This is a genomic window from Chryseobacterium sp. Marseille-Q8038, assembly GCF_965111995.1.
Genome location: NZ_CBCOPN010000001.1, coordinates 2,776,001 through 2,793,319 on the forward strand (window position 1 = coordinate 2,776,001; position 17,319 = coordinate 2,793,319).

At 37.7% G+C, this 17,319-nt stretch carries 15 protein-coding genes; 8 read left to right on the forward strand and 7 right to left on the reverse strand.

The genetic code is table 11. The annotated features are described in order from the left end of the window. The first annotated feature begins 19 nt into the window (after positions 1–19). The 4 genes from ACWPWS_RS12835 to recO are packed head-to-tail and all read left to right on the forward strand — an operon-like array spanning position 20 to position 4,677. Positions 20–778, forward strand: a complete 759-nt coding sequence (locus tag ACWPWS_RS12835) for a 5'-nucleotidase C-terminal domain-containing protein (protein WP_454046748.1) — start codon at positions 20–22, stop codon at positions 776–778. Beyond that, complete coding sequence (locus ACWPWS_RS12840; RefSeq protein WP_454046749.1) at positions 778–1,728, forward strand: bifunctional metallophosphatase/5'-nucleotidase; 951 nt, start codon at positions 778–780, stop codon at positions 1,726–1,728. The genes ACWPWS_RS12835 and ACWPWS_RS12840 overlap by 1 nt, the downstream gene beginning before the upstream one ends. Position 1,729: 1 nt before the next feature. Next, complete coding sequence (gene porZ, locus ACWPWS_RS12845; protein WP_454046750.1) at positions 1,730–3,991, forward strand: type IX secretion system anionic LPS delivery protein PorZ; 2,262 nt, start codon at positions 1,730–1,732, stop codon at positions 3,989–3,991. Beyond that, positions 3,991–4,677 (forward strand): DNA repair protein RecO, encoded by a 687-nt coding sequence (gene recO / locus ACWPWS_RS12850; RefSeq protein ID WP_105684253.1) that lies wholly within the window; start codon positions 3,991–3,993, stop codon positions 4,675–4,677. Before porZ ends, recO begins: the two co-directional genes overlap by 1 nt. A gap of 15 nt (positions 4,678–4,692) precedes the next feature. On the opposite strand, the gene ACWPWS_RS12855 is transcribed toward recO, so the two are convergent. The 4 genes from ACWPWS_RS12855 to ACWPWS_RS12870 form a co-directional block, all read right to left on the reverse strand. Next, entirely contained in the window at positions 4,693–7,362 is a 2,670-nt protein-coding gene (locus ACWPWS_RS12855; RefSeq protein WP_454046751.1) for an MGH1-like glycoside hydrolase domain-containing protein, read from the reverse strand. 138 nt (positions 7,363–7,500) lie between these two features. Next, positions 7,501–8,310, reverse strand: a complete 810-nt coding sequence (locus ACWPWS_RS12860; RefSeq protein ID WP_454046752.1) for a glucose 1-dehydrogenase — start codon at positions 8,308–8,310, stop codon at positions 7,501–7,503. A gap of 73 nt (positions 8,311–8,383) precedes the next feature. After that, positions 8,384–8,857: a GNAT family N-acetyltransferase gene (locus tag ACWPWS_RS12865; protein ID WP_454046753.1), complete on the reverse strand. Its 474-nt coding sequence runs from the start codon at positions 8,855–8,857 to the stop codon at positions 8,384–8,386. Positions 8,858–8,861: 4 nt separating this feature from the next. Continuing rightward, on the reverse strand, positions 8,862–9,479 hold the full coding sequence (locus ACWPWS_RS12870) for a DUF1684 domain-containing protein (protein WP_454046754.1): 618 nt from the start codon (positions 9,477–9,479) through the stop codon (positions 8,862–8,864). A 130-nt stretch (positions 9,480–9,609) separates the two neighbouring features. On the opposite strand from ACWPWS_RS12870, the gene ACWPWS_RS12875 reads away from it, so the two are divergent. Further along, positions 9,610–11,190, forward strand: coding sequence for a GMC family oxidoreductase N-terminal domain-containing protein (locus tag ACWPWS_RS12875; protein WP_454046755.1), 1,581 nt, complete (start codon positions 9,610–9,612; stop codon positions 11,188–11,190). Positions 11,191–11,192: 2 nt separating this feature from the next. Here the strand turns inward: ACWPWS_RS12875 and ACWPWS_RS12880 are convergent, their stop codons facing one another. The 3 genes from ACWPWS_RS12880 to mqo form a co-directional block, all read right to left on the reverse strand. Continuing rightward, positions 11,193–12,059 (reverse strand): AadS family aminoglycoside 6-adenylyltransferase, encoded by an 867-nt coding sequence (locus ACWPWS_RS12880; RefSeq protein ID WP_454046756.1) that lies wholly within the window; start codon positions 12,057–12,059, stop codon positions 11,193–11,195. A gap of 1 nt (position 12,060) precedes the next feature. Continuing rightward, positions 12,061–12,462: a hypothetical protein gene (locus ACWPWS_RS12885; protein WP_105684260.1), complete on the reverse strand. Its 402-nt coding sequence runs from the start codon at positions 12,460–12,462 to the stop codon at positions 12,061–12,063. Between the two features lie 67 nt (positions 12,463–12,529). After that, entirely contained in the window at positions 12,530–14,035 is a 1,506-nt protein-coding gene (mqo, locus tag ACWPWS_RS12890) for a malate dehydrogenase (quinone) (RefSeq protein WP_454046757.1), read from the reverse strand. A 512-nt stretch (positions 14,036–14,547) separates the two neighbouring features. Here mqo and ACWPWS_RS12895 point away from each other — a divergent pair. The 3 genes from ACWPWS_RS12895 to ACWPWS_RS12905 are packed head-to-tail and all read left to right on the forward strand — an operon-like array spanning position 14,548 to position 17,265. After that, positions 14,548–15,651 carry a hypothetical protein gene (locus ACWPWS_RS12895; protein WP_209785896.1) on the forward strand — a complete coding sequence of 368 codons (1,104 nt, stop codon included), beginning with the start codon at positions 14,548–14,550 and terminating at the stop codon, positions 15,649–15,651. 10 nt (positions 15,652–15,661) lie between these two features. After that, positions 15,662–16,483 carry a hypothetical protein gene (locus tag ACWPWS_RS12900; RefSeq protein ID WP_209785897.1) on the forward strand — a complete coding sequence of 274 codons (822 nt, stop codon included), beginning with the start codon at positions 15,662–15,664 and terminating at the stop codon, positions 16,481–16,483. 11 nt (positions 16,484–16,494) lie between these two features. Beyond that, the gene (locus tag ACWPWS_RS12905; protein ID WP_454046758.1) at positions 16,495–17,265 is read left to right on the forward strand and encodes a hypothetical protein; all 771 of its coding nucleotides are present in this window, start codon (positions 16,495–16,497) and stop codon (positions 17,263–17,265) included. The last annotated feature ends 54 nt before the right edge of the window (positions 17,266–17,319 follow it).

Here is a 17,319-nt window from a genome sequence, read left to right on the forward strand (position 1 = left end):
GCATATACTAAAAGAGATTATGAAAAATAAATTCTTGTTACTAGGAATTGCTCTGGCGTCCCTTACAGCATGCAAAACGGCTTCTGCGCCGATGCTTGTGAATGTAAAGACCCAGAAAAATATTTCTATTAATAATGAGCTAAAGAATGATGAGGAGTTTGTAAAGTTTATTGAGCCCTATAAGCAGAAACTGGACAAAGAAATGAACCAGAAGATCTCACACACGAATGTGGATCTTACCAAGCAGGGTGATAACAGCAATCTGGGAAATCTTTTAGCTGACTATACGTTTGAAGGAGGTAATGAATGGATTAAAACTCATCTTAAGCAAAACGTAGATGCTGCGCTGATCAATATCGGAGGTATCCGTACCACTATCGGAAAAGGAGATATTTTACTTAAAAATGTATTTGAAGTAATGCCTTTCGAAAATGAGGTAGTCATTGTAAAAATGAAAGGAGCAGATTTACAGGGGCTTTTTGAGTATTATGCAAAAACGCAGGTCAACAATCCTGTTTCTCATTTATACATTGAAACAAATAACGGACAGGTAATCAAAACCTTAATCAACGGAAAAGCAGTAGATCCGGCAAAAGATTATTATATTGCCACTTCAGACTATCTTGCTCTGGGAGGAGACAATATGAAGTTCTTCGCAAAAGGAGAATCCATTGCAACAGGGATTAAAATGAGAGATTTATTTATTGATTATTTTAAGAAATCACCTGAAGTTGTGGCAAATTCTGAGGTTCGTTTAAATTTTATCGGGAAGAAATAATGGATAGAAAAAGTTTTTTAAAAGCAATAGGCGGCGGATCTTTAGCAATGGCTTTAGCTCCCAACATGATGATGGCGGAAGAATTAAAAATCCTTACTGTAAAATCAGCAAATAAACTGACCATTCTTCATACCAATGACCAACATAGCAGAATAGAGCCTTTTGATGCAAGCTATACAAAAAACCCCAATCAGGGAGGCTTTGCAAGAAGAGCGAATTTAATTCAACAAATCAGAAATCAGGAAAATAATGTTCTTCTTCTTGATTCGGGAGATATTTTCCAGGGAACTCCTTATTTTAATTTCTTCGGAGGAGAACTGGAGTTCAAATTAATGTCCATGATGAAATATGATGCCTCTACCATGGGAAATCATGATTTCGACAATGGTCTTGATGGGTTTTTAAAAGTGCTTCCTAATGCGAAGTTTCCTTTTATCTGTTCCAATTATGATTTTAAAAATACCGTTCTTGATGGGAAAACTTCCCCTTATCAGATCTTCAACAAGAATGGCATCAAAGTAGGAATCTTCGGAGTGGGAATCCAGCTGGATGGTCTTGTAGGCAAAAAACAGTATGGAGAAACCGTGTATTCCAATCCAATTGATGTAGCACAGCATTATTCAGATTTCCTGAAAAAAGATCAGAAATGTGATCTGGTAATTTGCCTTTCACACATTGGCTACGACTACAGAGATGAACCGAATAAAATAAGCGATAAAATTTTAGCCGCCAATACAGAAAATATTGATATTATCTTAGGAGGCCATACTCATACATTCTTACCAGAACCTCAATCTTTTACCAACAGACAGGGCAAAAATGTTCTTGTCAACCAGGTTGGATGGGCAGGACTTCTTTTGGGCAGAATAGATTTTTATTTTGATACAAACAAAAACGTACAGCATATTTCCTGGAACAATCAGGTAATAGATAGCAGCATAACCGCATAATATGAAAAAACTCTCTATAATTTCTCTTGGTATTTTAGCATCCCTGCAGCTGATAAAGGCTCAGGTTATTTCATCCAAAAAATGGGCTGATCTTTTTTCTTACAACAAGATCTTAGCAATGAAAGAAGACAATGGAAAAATCATTGCAGCTACAGAAAACGGAATATTCTATTATACCATATCAACGGGAGAAATTACGAAGTTATCCAAGGCCAATGGCCTGCACAATATCGGAATCACAGCCTTTGATTATAATCCACAGACTAAAACCGGGCTTATCGGTTATGAAAACGGATCTATGGATGTGATCACGCCACAAGAGATCAAATATATTGTTGATATTCCTATTGCTACAGGATACAACGGGAATAAAAAAATCAATCATATTTCCATAACCGGAGATCAGGCGGTAATTTCTGTAGGATATGGGCTATCCATATTTAATCTGCAGAATAAAGAATTTGGTGATTCAGCATTTTTCCTGTCTGGCGGGGTTTACCAGGCAAGTAATGAAGCCACAATATTCGGGAATAAAGTATATTCTGTGACTGACACAGGATTGAAAAGCCATCAAATGAATACTACATTTCCGGTATATTCTACCTGGACAACGGAAGCTCCCGGAGCTTTTAAACATATAGATTCAGAATCAGAACTGGTTTTCTCAACGGAGACATCAGCCTATATTTATAACAACGGTACCCCAACACAACTTCCTACTACTTTTGAAAAAATCCGGGATGTTGTCATTACCTCCAATAGTATTGTTGTTACAGATAACAGAGTGTACACTTACGGCATCAATGGAGTATCACAAAATGCAGTAAGCCTTGGTGAAGAATGTAATACTGCACTAACAGCCGGTGGAAAAATTTTAGGAGGAACAGTATTGTCAGGGATAAAGGATGAAAGTAACAATACTTTTAAACCCTCAGGCCCTTTCTTCAATTTTGCCTATAATATCAATCTTTTTGATAATAACCAGCTTTTGGTTTCTTCTGGTGCCAGAGCAAATAACTATAACCACCCGGCTATTCCTGCACAAAAACCAAGTCCTGGTTTTTATTATTTCAATGGTACAGAATGGATTTATCCTTCATTCTTTGTTAAAAATCCTCCAGAGTTCGTTAATGTACTGGATGCTATTATTAGTCCTTACAATGGCAATGAAGTACTCTTTACCAATTATACAATGCGTGCTAACGGAGTATATAGAATGAAATATAATGCCACAAGCAAAGATTTTGAACTGGTAAAATATTATGATCTTGGAGCACAACCTTATTACAGACGTCCTGTAGGTTTTGCTGTAGATCCTCAGAATAATCTGTTTGTTTCTTTTGGATTCAACGATGGAAACCCTTCTATGGGAATCTATGATAAAGCAAGCGATGATTTTCTTATCAAGAAAATAGTTCTTGCCAGCGACGGGATACAGAAGCCTGTTTTCCATGAAAATATGCTTTGGACACCGCTACCAAGATCTAATAATTTTTGGGTATATGACTATAAAAATGCAACTAATCTTTCCGATGACACTGATTATATCTTAGGTAGTTCTAACGGATTTAATAGTTCAGGAGGAATATTATCCGTTGCATTTGATAAATCCGGTGATTCCTGGATCGGTACGGATGGAGGTTTAAGAATCATGCGCAACGCAGCGTCCGAAATAAAGAATGCCCAACCTGAAGTAGAACCTATAGTTATAGAGCAGAATGGTTTGGGTGAAGAACTTTTCAGAGAATCAGCAATTCTGCAGATTGCAGTAGATGCCGGTGATTATAAATGGGTATCTGTTGATGGTGGTGGTGTTTATTACCTTTCTTCTGATGGTCAGAGAACCATAAAGCATTTTACAAAGGAAAATTCACCTCTTCCTACAAATAGTGTTACTGATATAAAAGTTGATAAAAAAACAGGGAAAGTATATTTTGTAACATATAATGGTATTGTAACCTATCAGGGAGATGTTGCAGATGTGACCTCTAATTTCGGAGATGTTATGGTGTATCCTAATCCTGTTGTTTATTCCAATTTCAAAGGAAAAGTTACGATTAAAGGTCTGGCAGAAAAAACCAATATAAGAATTGTGGATGCTGCAGGAAATGTAGTTCACTCTGCAGTAGCAAGAGGAGGTTATTATGAATGGGATCTTAATAACCAGAAAGGAACAAGAGTAGCATCAGGGATTTATTTTGTCCTGATGACGAATGAAGACGGATCTGATAAAGCTACCGCCAAAATAGGAGTGGTTAATTAATGAATTCACAAAACGGTTTTTTACTTTCGTTTATAAAATATGGGGAAAATGATGCTGTATTGCATTGTTTTACAGAAGAAGAGGGTTTTCAAAGCTATTTTCTGAAAGGAATATATTCCAAAAAGAATAAAAAGAAAGCCCTGCTTCAGCCATTGAGCCAGCTTAATTTTTCTGTAAATCCATCCAGAGGCAACGGTATACCGTCTGTTTCAAAGTTTGAACTGGTAAAAAACAATGATATTTACACCGATATAAGGGTCAATACTGTGATTTTCTTTATCTCAGATTTTCTGAGCCATATTCTGAAGTATGAGAATAAAAATATTCCGATCTATTCCGGTATCAATCATTTTATCAGTGAACTGACTCATAAAAATTATCAGGCACACCTTCTGTTTTTGCTGGCTTTTTTAAAAATACAGGGCGTTGCTCCTTTGCTGAGTGAAGGCCGGTTTTTAGATCCTGAAACGGGAACTTTTTCCCCGGGAATATGTCATCAGCTTTTCAATGAGGAAATTTCCACACTGTGGAAAAAAGCCCTTTGTGCAGAAGATTTTTACTCCACAAAAATCCATTCGTCTTTAAGAAAAGATTTCCTTGACAGTCTTTTGGTATACTATCATTATCATATTACGGATTTCAAAACTCCGGCCTCACTGGAGGTTATACAACAGATATTTGAATAAGCCCAATTTGTCTTCTTACTTTTCTTTTGTTTTTTCAACATCATCCGGCATTTCCGTTTCGGATTCTGCCATTTCTTTTTTGGAAAACCGGGGTTGTAGAATTTTGGCAATAAGTCCCGTCCATCCTGTCTGATGGGAAGCTCCTACTCCACGACCGTTATCACCGTGAAAATATTCATAGAACAGGATATAATCTTTGAAATCCGGATCTGTCTGAAATCTTTCATACTGACCATGAACCGGTCTTTTTCCATTTTCATCTTTCAAAAATATCTTGGCAAGCCTCTTGTTTAGAGCATCTGCAATCTGATCCAGATTTGAATAGTTTCCGCTTCCCGTAGGATATTCCACTAAAAAATCAGGGCTATAGTAAAAGAAAAAACGCTGAAGACTATCAATAATAAGGAAATTGATAGGAAACCATACCGGACCGCGCCAGTTGCTGTTCCCTCCAAAAAGTCCGCTATCACTTTCTGCAGGTGTATATTTTACACTATAATTCGTGTCATTCAGCAGTAATGTATAAGGATTGTTTTCATATTCCTTGGATAAAGCCCTCACCCCATAATCGCTTAAAAACTCATCCGGATTCAACATCCGGCTTAGTAGTCTTTTCAAACGGTGCCCCCGAAGTAAAGATAAAAGGTGTTTGGAATCCTGCCCTTTCACTTCCCACCTTGAAACCAAAGAGGCAAGTTCCGGTTTATTATCCAGTACCCATTTCATTCTTTTCTTGAAATTGGGAAGGTTTTCAATCATTTCATCATCAATGACCTCAACGGCAAACATTGGAATCAATCCAACAATGGTTCTTAACTTCAGGTACATATGTGTTCCATCATTGGAAGCTATGGCATCGTAAAAAAATTCATCCTGTTCATCCCAAAGGCTGAAATTTTCATCACCCATATTGTCCAGTGAGTGGGCAATAGCCAGAAAGTGTTCGAAAAACTTCATCGCCATTTCCTCATACACATTGTTATAGAGAGCCAGTTCCAAAGCAATTCTCATCATATTCAGGGCAAACATAGCCATCCAGCTCGTACCGTCCGACTGCTCCAGCTGTTCTCCGTTTGGTAAAACAGTATTCCGGTCAAAAACACCAATATTATCAAGCCCTAAAAATCCGCCTTCAAAGATATTGTTGCCATTAAGGTCTTTTTTGTTAACCCACCAGGTGAAATTCATCAACAGCTTCTGGAAAGCACTTTCCAAAAATTCCAGATCAGGTTTGTCTTTTAAGTATTCATCAATTTTGAATACTCTGAATACGGCCCATGCATGTACCGGAGGATTCACATCACTGAAATTCCACTCGTAAGCAGGAAGCTGTCCGTTAGGATGCATATACCATTCAAACAGGAAAAGTTTAAGCTGATGTTTTGCAAAATCCGGATCTATCAGTGAAAAACTAATGGTATGAAACGCCAGATCCCAGGTGGCATACCACGGATATTCCCATTTATCAGGCATGGAAATAATATGTTCATTATTAAGATGCTTCCAGTCGTAGTTTCTTATTTTCTCTCTGGACTTTGGAGGAGGCATTTCTGCAGGATCTCCTTTGAGCCATTTTTCAACATTATAGTGGTAAAACATTTTGTTCCACAACATTCCTGCAAAAGCTTGTCTTTGTACCAGTTTTTCATCTTCGGAAGAAATACCTTTCTGGATTTCTGCATAAAATTCATCTGCTTCTTTCTGTCTTTGTTCAAAAAGAGCATCGAAGTCTTTAAAGGGTTCTCTTATATCCTTATCTGTAAGTCTGAATTCAAATATTTTAGATTCTCCCGCCTGAAAATCCTCATCAATGAAAAAAGAAGCTTTTGTTCCGGTATTCTGAGGATTGACAGACTGGGAATTTCCTGTCATCACAAAATTATTAATCCCGTCTTTACAGTATTTTGATTCATTGGAAGACTGGTAAAGCCTTTCATTATTGGTTTCATTGTTGCAAAACAGGGTCTTTAAAGATTGTTTTGCATACACATTTTTTATCTCAATATCCTTATGGCTGACATTCATATGATCAGAATCTTCAGCAGACAATTGAGGCTTGTAGTCATCATATCCCCAATTCCATGTATTTCTGAACCAAACTGTCGGCAATAGTAAAAGAGGAGCTTCTTTTCCAGATTTATTGACAATTGTTATTCTGACAAGAATATCATTCTGGCTTTCCTTTGCATATTCAATAAAGATGTCAAAATATTCATTGTGATCAAAAATCCCTGTATCAATCAATTCATATTCCTGTTCTTCTTTTCCTCTCGCTGCATTTGTTTTTATCAGATCTTCATAGGGGAAAGTATTTTGAGGATACTTATACAGCATTTTCATATAGGAATGCGTAGGAGTGGAATCTATATAATAAAAGTATTCTTTTACATCTTCACCATGGTTTCCCTGCCCGTTCGTGAGTCCAAAGAATCTTTCTTTTACCATCTTATCCTTTTTGTTCCAGAATCCCACAGAAAATATCAGCTTCTGGAGATCATCACAGATTCCGCATATTCCTTCCTCACCCCAGCGGTAAGTTTTGGCTTCTGCCGTATCATGGCCTGTATAATTCCAGGCATCTCCATTTTCACTATAGTCTTCACGAACAAGTCCCCATTCACGGTTACTGACATAGGGTCCCCATTTTTTCCATGAAACATCTGAAATTCTCTGTTTTTCTGACATAAGCGATAATTATAAGTAATGAATAATGAGCAATGAGTAATATACATTTCATTCAAGCTCTGAGAACAACCTCAAAACTTTAAACCTTAAACTTTAAATTTTGAACTTTGAACTTTGAACTTTGAACTTTGAATTCTTCTACCCTCCCGTAGAAAAACTTTCAAACGTGGTCATTCCACCATCCACAAAAATGCTGGCTCCCGTTATATAATCGGCAAGATCACTGGCAAGAAATGCCGCCAGATTTCCGATATCCTGCGGCTGTCCGATTCGGTTATAAGGAATCAGAGTAAGAAGGGAATTGAGGGCTTCCGGAGTACTCCATGCATTTTGATTAATAGGAGTCTGGATGGCTCCCGGACAAATAGAATTCACACGGATTTTATCTGCTCCATATTCCTGGGCAAGGGTCTGCATGAGCATTCTTATGGCGCCTTTACTGGATGCATAATTAGCATGTCCGGCCCAAGGGATAATTTCGTGTACTGAACTGATATGAATGATTTTTCCACAAGCCACAGAACGTGAAGGATCTATTCCTCTCCGAAGAAACTCTTTAATGGCTTCTCTTGCGCATAGAAACTGTCCCGTCAGATTAACGCCTATGACAGCATTCCATTGATCCAAAGTCATTTCAGTAAATTTTGCATCTTTTTGAATCCCTGCATTATTGATCAGGATGTCAACGGTTTGAAACTCAGAAACAACATCCTGAAACATTCTGACCACCTGATCTTCCTTGGATACATCACACTGATAGGTCATTCCTTTTCCTCCTGCATCCGTTATTTCTTTTAAAACGGTTTTAGCTTCTTCTGCGGATCTCTCCGAAGAATGATTAACAATGACTGTTGCCCCAGCTGATGCTAATGATTTTGCAATCCCTGAACCAATTCCACTGGAAGCTCCTGTAACTACAGCCACCTGATTTTGAAGTGATATTTCCATGTTTTGTAATTTGATGTTACTCAAAGTTATGGAAAGATATCAGCAGATAAAAAATTATGATTTTAAAATTTTATTAAAGTTTTTTGTACATCAGGTATTGGGGACCACTTCTTCCGATTCTGGTTTTGCCATCATAAATGTATCCAGCCTGAAGATAAATATGATAAGCAGAATTGTTTTTCTGGTTTACTGCCAGTACAATTTCATCACAGGTATTGAAGTTATTTCTGACAAAAGCACCTACTTCCAGCATAGCAGCTTTCCCAATTCCCTTTCCCTGCATCTGAGGATTCACAGATAGAGAGCGTAATAAAACGGAATTTTTATTATCGGTAAGCTCAAGTTTATCATTCCCAAAATCAAGCACAAAAAAACCAACGGCTGCATCATTTTCAAATATGGTCACCGGAAATGCGTCTTCATCATTACGTTCACTGATGCTTTGTAAAGCCTGTTGAGCAGTTGCAGTAAAGCGCATCTGATTTTCATCCAGAGCATAGCTTACCCCAGAGAGATCTTCCTGTTTAAAGAATTCTAAGTGTATCATAATATTAGTGATGGTAGACATCTTCATACATTACCCCGGCACGGATTTCCACGGGAAGTTTATTTTCCTCAGGAACAATAGGGCAATTGTAATCGTAAGCGTTATAGGCACAGAAAGGATGATATGACTGGTTAAAATCAAGCACAATCGTATTTCCTTTTGGGATTTTTAAATCCATATATTTTCCTCCTCCATAAGTTTCTTTTTCATTGGTAGCATCACGGAAAGGAAGAAAGAGATAATCTTTGTATTTGTCCTGTTTGATCAAATCCAGACTCTGGTATAAAGTAACGGTATAAGGCTTTCCATCCAGTGTAAATGTTGCTTTTCCATATTCCTGATACGACTTTGTTTTTCCTGAAGACGTAGGAAGATCGAAGGGTTTGGTATCTTTTGATTGGACAAATTGTGCCGTAACTCTGTATTTGGCATCAAAAGGAAAGAAAGGATGTCCTTTAAAGTTTTTAAGGTTATCTCCTCTTAATGGAGTTTCTTTTGGATTGAAATATTCTGCATTCAGTTCTTTCTGAAATTTCTGTACCTCTTTTTCTTCTTTTGATATCTTTTTTTGAGAAAAACCCCATAACGGAAGCAGTAAAAAGAGTATTATATATTTTTTCATGAATTTAAAATTATAAGTAAAACTATGAATTTCCGAAACAATAAAAGTTAAAATTGTAATAAAAAATATAATCTGTAATAAATAAAATACGAGCCTGCACCTCTAGCATACTTTTTGAAAAACAAAGCTCATGCACAGAAAAAGCTTCATTAAGACCAGTGCTTTGGCGATATCAGGATTTTATTTTCTTCAATCCGAATTACTTCACGCTAAAGCAAGAACAAACAATGAGATAAAGGAATACAATGATGTTCCGATTATCATTATTGGCAGTGGCTACGGAGGTGCTGTATCTGCCCTGCGTCTTTGTGAAGCCGGAAAAAAAGTAATCATCCTTGAAATGGGCCTTAACTGGGAAAAAGCAGGAATTCCCTTTTCCAATCTGCTGAAACCCGGGAAAAGTTCTGCATGGCTGAAAAAGAAAAGCATTGCTCCTTTTATGAATATTTTCTCTCTGACTCCTTTTACGGGAATACTGGACCGTCTGGATTTTGATCATATTAATATCTGGGTAGGGAGAGGTGTTGGCGGAGGTTCTCTGGTGAATGGAGGAATGGCCGTTACTCCAAAAGAAAGTTATTTCAAAGAAGTTTTCCCAGATCTTGATGCGGAAAAGTTTTACCATCATTACTTCCCTCTGGTACGGGAAGAACTCCGGGTAAATGTTATTGATGAACAGTTTCTGAAAGACTGCCCCTATTATAAGTTCACACGGGTAGGTGAAGAAGAGGCTCACAAGGCTGGTTTCAAGACAATGAGAGTTCCCAATGTCTATGATTTTAAGTATATGGAAAAAGAATTCAGGAATGAAGTTCCGCGGTCTGCCCTTAATACTGAAGTGATCTACGGAAACAACTATGGGAAAAACAGTTTAGATAAAACCTATCTCAGAAAAGCTCTTGAGACCGGAAATCTGGAGATTCTTGATCTTCATCGTGTGCAGACCATTCAAATGAATGATGATAAAAGCTATACATTACATGTGCAGCAGATTGATACCTCCGGAACTCTGGTTGCTCAGAAAGTTTTCAACTGTAAAAAACTGATTCTTTCCGCAGGAACCATGGGAACATTACAGCTTCTGTTGCAATCCCATGCAGAAAACGGATTTCCTGTCCATGAAAAGATTGGTAAAAACTGGGGAAATAACGGAAATTTTATGACGGGACGAAACTGGGTAAAACCTTTATCAGGAGGCACGGGAGCTAAGCAATCCACAATTCCTGTGGGAGGAATTGATAACTGGGATGATCCAGAGCATCCGTTTTTCACGGAAATTGCTCCTTTACCTATGGGAATGGATGTCGCTACAGCTTTGTATCTGCTGATCAACAGGGTTGATAAAAAGGGAGAAGTTGCTTACAATACAGCCAACAAATCTCTTACCTTGAACTGGAATGAAAGCAATACTGCCAAAATGAAAGAAAATGCTCAATACTTTATCAGAAAAATGAATAAGGCTAATGGAGGAACCAGAAGTCATTTACTTTTCAATAACGGCTTTGGCGCAGATATTTGTTATCATCCGCTTGGCGGGTGCGTTTTAGGTGAAGCTACCAACGAATATGGAAAACTCAAAGATCATGAGAATCTGTATGTTCTGGATGGTTCCTTAATTCCTGGAACTATTGGTGTCAATCCGTTTGTTACCATTACGGCTATTGCAGAATATTGTATTGAAAACCTTATCAGACAGAATGAATTTGCCTGAAATTAAGACTTTGTCTGTACTTCCTTAAGATAGTTTCTGATCTCATCTTCCAGCTTTTCCGGATAGATAAAATGAAGCTTTTCAGCCAGTGAAGTTCCCAGCTCATGTACCAGATCTGCATATGCAGACAAGGCCTGCCAGTTTTTTTCAATATTGCTATCAGAGAATGTAGCTTCTATTGTATTCCATAGTTCCTGAGATAAGTATTTTTTGAAAAGTCTTCCGTGTTTATTGGTTGTAATAGTATTCCAGTCATGATTTCCGGCGATATACCATTCAATTAAAGGGACGAGATAATCTGTACGAAGAATATTTTCAGACATAAATTTAGCATAAAAAATATCTCCGCGCTTCAAACACTTTGCAACGTAGGTTGTATCCCACCAGAAGTCATTGATCAGCTGCCGGAACTCTTTTTCCGTTGGCTTCTGAATCATGATTGACTGATATGTCGGGGACTTCAGGTTTTCAGTCAGGTTATCTTTATCCAGTAAAACTTTATACCCTACATCCCAATCTTCGGGCAGGTGCTCTGCATTGACTTCTTCAATAAATTCCAATACCTGATACAGCTTAAAGTCAACTTTCACATGATCTTTATACAAAACCATTTTCATTGCATGCTTTCCTTCAAAAACACGATCATCTTCTTCAATCATGGAAATAGGATCACCAAAAAGTTTTATCCATTCATTTCCGGACTCATAGGTTGTTCTGTTTTCAAAAACAAGTTCTATATCAAGGTCACTAAAATCATCTACAGGAGCGTAAGGGTTTACCAATGAACTGGTCAGGAGAACAGCACGGATATCCGGATTGTTTTCAGCCCAATGAATAATCTGTTCTAATTTTTCTTCCCTTACTTTCATATTAATAGGATTCTGATATTTTCACACGATACACATCAGAAGAATTTCTCTTGATTGATTCCACAAAAAAGCCTCCTTCCTCATGAATAACTTCTTTCAGATCAAAACTTTTACAGTCTTTAGGAAGCCCGGAAAATATAAGGGTAAACCAAAAGTCTTTCATAAAAGGAACCGGTGTCCAGTAGGGAGAAATTGAAATATTTTCCGCATGAATCAGCTTGCTTCTATGCTCAGACTGGTTATCAAAAAGATAGGTTGAATGCCAGATCCTGATCAGGTTTCCTAAAAATGGTGATGCGGGAAAACAACAGTGTACAATAACCTGCTTCTCCTCTTCTGTTTTCGCCTGAAGAGATTCCAGGATTTCCTTTGCAATAACTGGTTTTACAATTATTTCTTCCACCTTTTTATGAGTAATAAGTAATGAGCAATGAGTAATAGCCTTTATTCCTCATTGCTCATTAGTGATGTTAATATTCTAATTCTAATTTTTCTTTTGTATAATGCCTTACTTCATGGGTCAGTTCCGGGTTTGCCGCCAGTTTTTGTCCGTAGGAAGGAATCATTTCAAGCAATTTCTCTTTCCATTCTCCATTCAGTTTTTCCGGGAAACATTTTTCCAGCACATTCAACATGGCATATACTGCTGTGGATGCTCCCGGTGAAGCGCCTAATAAAGAAGCAATCGTTCCGTTCTTATTCACTACCACTTCAGTTCCGAATTCCAGTTTACCACCATCTTTTTCATCTTTTTTGATGATCTGAACTCTTTGTCCTGCTACTTTCAATTCCCAGTCCTCTTCCTTGGCATCTTTGATAAATTCTCTTAAATGCTGCATTCTCTGAGATTTCGTCATCGCAACCTGCTGGATAAGATATTTCGTTAGAGGAATATTGTGCCACCATGCTCCGAAAAGTGATTTTAAATTTTTGGTGTTCACACTTTCAGGAAGATCGAGATAGCTTCCCTCTCTTAAAAATTTGGTTGAGAACCCTGCAAAAGGTCCGAAAAGAAGAGCTTTCTTACCATCAATGATTCTAAGATCAAGGTGTGGAACTGACATTGGCGGAGCATCCACCGTAGCCTGTGTATATACTTTAGCATGGTGTTTTTCTACCAGCTCCTGATTATGACTTACCAGCCATTGCCCTGAAACCGGGAAACCTCCATATCCTTCACTTTCTTTAATATCTGAACTGTCCAGTAACGGAAGTGCATATCCTCCTGCCCCGATAAATACAAAATCAGCAATGACCTCTTGTTTATGGCTGTGAATTCTGTCTTTCACTTTCATTTCCCATTTACCACTTTCTCTGGGGCTGATATCTTTTACTTCATGGTATAAGAAAACTTCTACGTTAGAATCCTCCAGAAGGTGTCTTCCCATTTTTCTTGTCAATGTTCCGAAGTTAACATCCGTTCCCATATCCATCTTCGTTGCTGCCATTACTTCAGACTGATTTCTTTTACTCATCACCAAAGGAATCCATTCCCTCAGTTTATCATGATCTGTAGAAAATTCCATTCCTGAGAAGAGTACAGATTCTGCCATTTTATCATGACGTTTTCTAAGATATTCAGCATCTTTTTCTCCGAATACCAGGCTCATATGGGCACATGAATTGATAAACTCTTTCGGCTCATGAATATACCCTTTGGTGATCAGATAAGCCCAGAATTGTTTTGAAATTTCAAACTGTTCTGCAATGCTTTCTGCCTTAGTGATATCAATAGATCCATCCTGTTTTTCCGGAGTATAATTTAGCTCACAAAATGCGGAGTGCCCTGTTCCGGCGTTGTTCCATGCTGCAGTACTTTCTTTGGCAAACCTTCCAAGTCTTTCAAAGATTGCAATTTCCAGATTTGGATCAAATTCATGAAGCAGCGTTGCTAAAGTGGCGCTCATGATTCCTCCGCCTATCAGTACAACGTCGTATTTAGGTTTCGGTGTTCTGTTTGTAAGCGATTGTGACATAATTTTAAAATTTTACTTCAAATTTCGGGAAAAGTTTTAAAAACCAGAACGCGTTTAACGATTTTAACACGTTATTTTTTCACTCAAAAATACTTCTTTAACACACAACAAAAAACAATGGAAAATTTCAATAAACTATTATTGAAATGATTGATAATGTAAAACATTTGTTTACAAAAATGTTAAATTTTTATTTTTTTTAATTCACTGAATGGTAACTAATTGATTGTTTTTTCAGGGATGAAATTTTATAAAAATTTAAGTTTATTTAAGTTCATCATATTAAACACTATAACCATAACCATTTACGCCATCACACTTTATCAACAATAAGTGATAAATCATTACATTAAATTTAAATAATTTCACTATTGATTGATAAATACATAATTTTATAGATGTAATTCTATACATAACATATTGTATGGCTGATTTTTTTACGTACCTTTCAATTGATTTAATACATATTCCAATAAGTATTTAATTAAAATTATTTCGTAAACATACTAAAGATGAAAATCATTAACTTCGTGAGTACACTATTCGCGACAGTGGCTTTTGCCCAAAGCGGAAGTGTAGGAATTAACACGTCCACACCAGACCCCAGTGCTATTCTGCACATTGAGAACTTCAATGGAACCCCAGCCACAGCTACAGCCACCATTTCAGGAGGAGCAGTTACCGGGATTACCATCAGCAACGGAGGCAGTGGCTATACTGCTGTACCAACAATCAATTTCTTTGGAGGAGGATCTATTGTTAACGGAGGATCAAAAGCCCGTGCTACAGCGACAATTTCCAATGGTCAGGTTACAGGTATCACCATTAACAACGGAGGCAGTGGCTACACTACAGCTCCTACAGTAACCGTTTCCGGAGGTAATAAAGGATTATTATTTCCCAACCTGAATATTGCTAACCTAAGCAGCACAACGAGTCCTGTTGCCTCTCCTGCCAATGCGCTCATTGGATTTAATGGAGGAACCAACAGCAATAACAAGGCTCTTCATTTTTTTAATGGGACAAACAATACATGGCAAAGCACCATTGATGCTCAAAATACGCCAAAGGTTGCCTATCTTGATTTTACCGGATCTTTATCTGCTCTAGACAATGCTATAGCCGGTGCCAGTACTCAGCTTATGGTTAATAATCCAGCCGTTTCCGGAGTTTCAAACATTAGCGGATTCAAAGTTCTTCCGAACACTGCCGGAGGATATTCCCTGATTCTTCCACAAGGAAATTATCTGGTAGAGGTTAACCTGAATTTAAATTCACCTCAGGAAAATCCATCGGGACAGGGAGGGACAGCTCCACTTTCAGGAAGCTCTTATTACCTGATGGGATATTTTATAGATTTTATCAACGATACCTATAATAATACAACGAATACCTTTACCGGAGGAGGGGCTACTAGAAAAGAAGTTCCTATTGTTTCTAAGATCAATACCAATCATCTTGCCACCTGGTCTTATTATTACACGGTTCCTGCTAATGCCAATGCCAATATTATAGGAGGGCTCAGATTAAACCTTGGAAGAATGCAGAACAGTACATTCTACGATCTTGTGAATGTAATCCCAACCGGTTCTTATATTAAAATATCTCAGCTTTAAAAGAATGAATATGAAAAAATATTACATGCTGCTATTATTGATTATAGCTCAGACCATATATGCACAGGTTGCTATTGGGAAATCTTCAGTGAACAGCTCTGCAGTACTTGAAGTTTCACAATCTACCAACAAGGGAGTACTTCTTCCAAGAGTGGATATTGTAGACATATTGAGTAATACTTCACCGGTAAATAATCCGGCAGAAGGACTGGTTGTGTACAATAAAGGAAATTCTATCAGTCCAGGTCTTTATATCTGGAAAAACAGCAGATGGACCCAGCTTTCCGATACTTATAATCTGGTAAGTTATATGATGCTTCAGCGTACTACTGATTATGCTGTATTGGGAGGTCTTGCCAACGGGACTTACAAAAATTTCAATGATGCTGCTTTTACTGTAGTATCCAATGATATCGGAGCTTTATACAATACCTCTACAGGAGTTATCACTCTTCCCGGAAACAGTGGTTATCTGGTGAATGTATGCCTGAACATCAGAACAGCTCTTGAGAGCAGTACTGCCGGAATCGGGGGAACTTCTGTTCATCTGCATCAGTATCTTGTAAAACTTATTGACCCGTCTACCGGAAATCAGTATGGGAAAACCATTAGCATCAATGCACAATCTATTGCCAGTAATAAGACTCATACGCTGAATATGAGCTTCTCCTTTGTAACTACTTCAACAGCTCCAATTCTTTTAGTTCCTGCCATTGCTCATGATGCAGGAGGAACTTATCAGAACGGATCAGGAGGAACAGCTCCTAATAACGGAGAAATAATCATTACGAATGCTAAAGTTGACATTCAAAGATCAGCACTTAATCAATAATCTATTGCACAATGAAAACATCTATTTACATAGCCTGTATGATACTGTTGAGTATTTTCTCAAATGCACAAGTTGGTATCAATACAAACACACCCAATGCAAGCAGCGTTCTGGACATTAATTCTTCCAATAAAGGGGTTCTTTTTCCGCAATATGACCTGCTTGCTCTGAACAGTACTTCAACTCCTATCGCCAATCCTGCAGATGGACTTATCATCTACAATAGCGGAGGAGCATCTACTTTTCCCAAAGGATATTATGTTTGGGTAAGAAATCAATGGCAGCGTATTATCGTTTCAGGTTCTGAACCTCAGATCATGTCTCTGCTTATCAGTTCGGGAGTACTTATCCCTACCGGAAGCACGAATAATACATTAGGGAACTTTACGGTAACTTCAAATAAAATTACAGGGGCTTCACTAGGTGCAGATAACTCCACGATTACGCTGCCCGCCGGAACTTATATTGTAAGGTATTCTGTGGATTCCAGTAATGCAAATAATAACAACGGAACAGCTAATACCCAGTATCTTGGCCAGAATTTCACCTGTACAAGATCTTATCTGATTAATTCTGCTACCAGCGCAACCATCACGGAAACCACCAGAATGTGCCAGCTATCCAGTTCTTTTACCTTTTATCAGGGAAGTTATTTTTTAACATTAGCTTCTCCGACCACTATTCGTCAGAAATTTGAATTCGATTCAGGAAACGGCTTTACAGCCAGCAATCTGAATGTGAGATCATCATTAGCACTTGTCATTACTAAGATGAGTCTATAAAAAAAACTTAAGCATGGGAAATGCTTAAGTTTAATTATTTATGTTTAACAGGAC

Excerpts from the sequence above, each read along its gene's own strand:
- ACWPWS_RS12840 (WP_454046749.1), top strand. The coding sequence starts at position 778 with ATGGATAGAAAAAGTTTTTTAAAAGCAATAGGCGGCGGATCTTTAGCA.
- ACWPWS_RS12875 (WP_454046755.1), top strand. The coding sequence starts at position 9,610 with ATGCACAGAAAAAGCTTCATTAAGACCAGTGCTTTGGCGATATCAGGA.
- ACWPWS_RS12865 (WP_454046753.1), bottom strand. The coding sequence starts at position 8,857 with ATGATACACTTAGAATTCTTTAAACAGGAAGATCTCTCTGGGGTAAGC.
- ACWPWS_RS12860 (WP_454046752.1), bottom strand. The coding sequence starts at position 8,310 with ATGGAAATATCACTTCAAAATCAGGTGGCTGTAGTTACAGGAGCTTCC.
- recO (WP_105684253.1), top strand. The coding sequence starts at position 3,991 with ATGAATTCACAAAACGGTTTTTTACTTTCGTTTATAAAATATGGGGAA.
- porZ (WP_454046750.1), top strand. The coding sequence starts at position 1,730 with ATGAAAAAACTCTCTATAATTTCTCTTGGTATTTTAGCATCCCTGCAG.
- ACWPWS_RS12895 (WP_209785896.1), top strand. The coding sequence starts at position 14,548 with ATGAAAATCATTAACTTCGTGAGTACACTATTCGCGACAGTGGCTTTT.
- ACWPWS_RS12835 (WP_454046748.1), top strand. The coding sequence starts at position 20 with ATGAAAAATAAATTCTTGTTACTAGGAATTGCTCTGGCGTCCCTTACA.
- ACWPWS_RS12880 (WP_454046756.1), bottom strand. The coding sequence starts at position 12,059 with ATGAAAGTAAGGGAAGAAAAATTAGAACAGATTATTCATTGGGCTGAA.
- mqo (WP_454046757.1), bottom strand. The coding sequence starts at position 14,035 with ATGTCACAATCGCTTACAAACAGAACACCGAAACCTAAATACGACGTT.
- ACWPWS_RS12900 (WP_209785897.1), top strand. The coding sequence starts at position 15,662 with ATGAAAAAATATTACATGCTGCTATTATTGATTATAGCTCAGACCATA.
- ACWPWS_RS12870 (WP_454046754.1), bottom strand. The coding sequence starts at position 9,479 with ATGAAAAAATATATAATACTCTTTTTACTGCTTCCGTTATGGGGTTTT.
- ACWPWS_RS12855 (WP_454046751.1), bottom strand. The coding sequence starts at position 7,362 with ATGTCAGAAAAACAGAGAATTTCAGATGTTTCATGGAAAAAATGGGGA.
- ACWPWS_RS12905 (WP_454046758.1), top strand. The coding sequence starts at position 16,495 with ATGAAAACATCTATTTACATAGCCTGTATGATACTGTTGAGTATTTTC.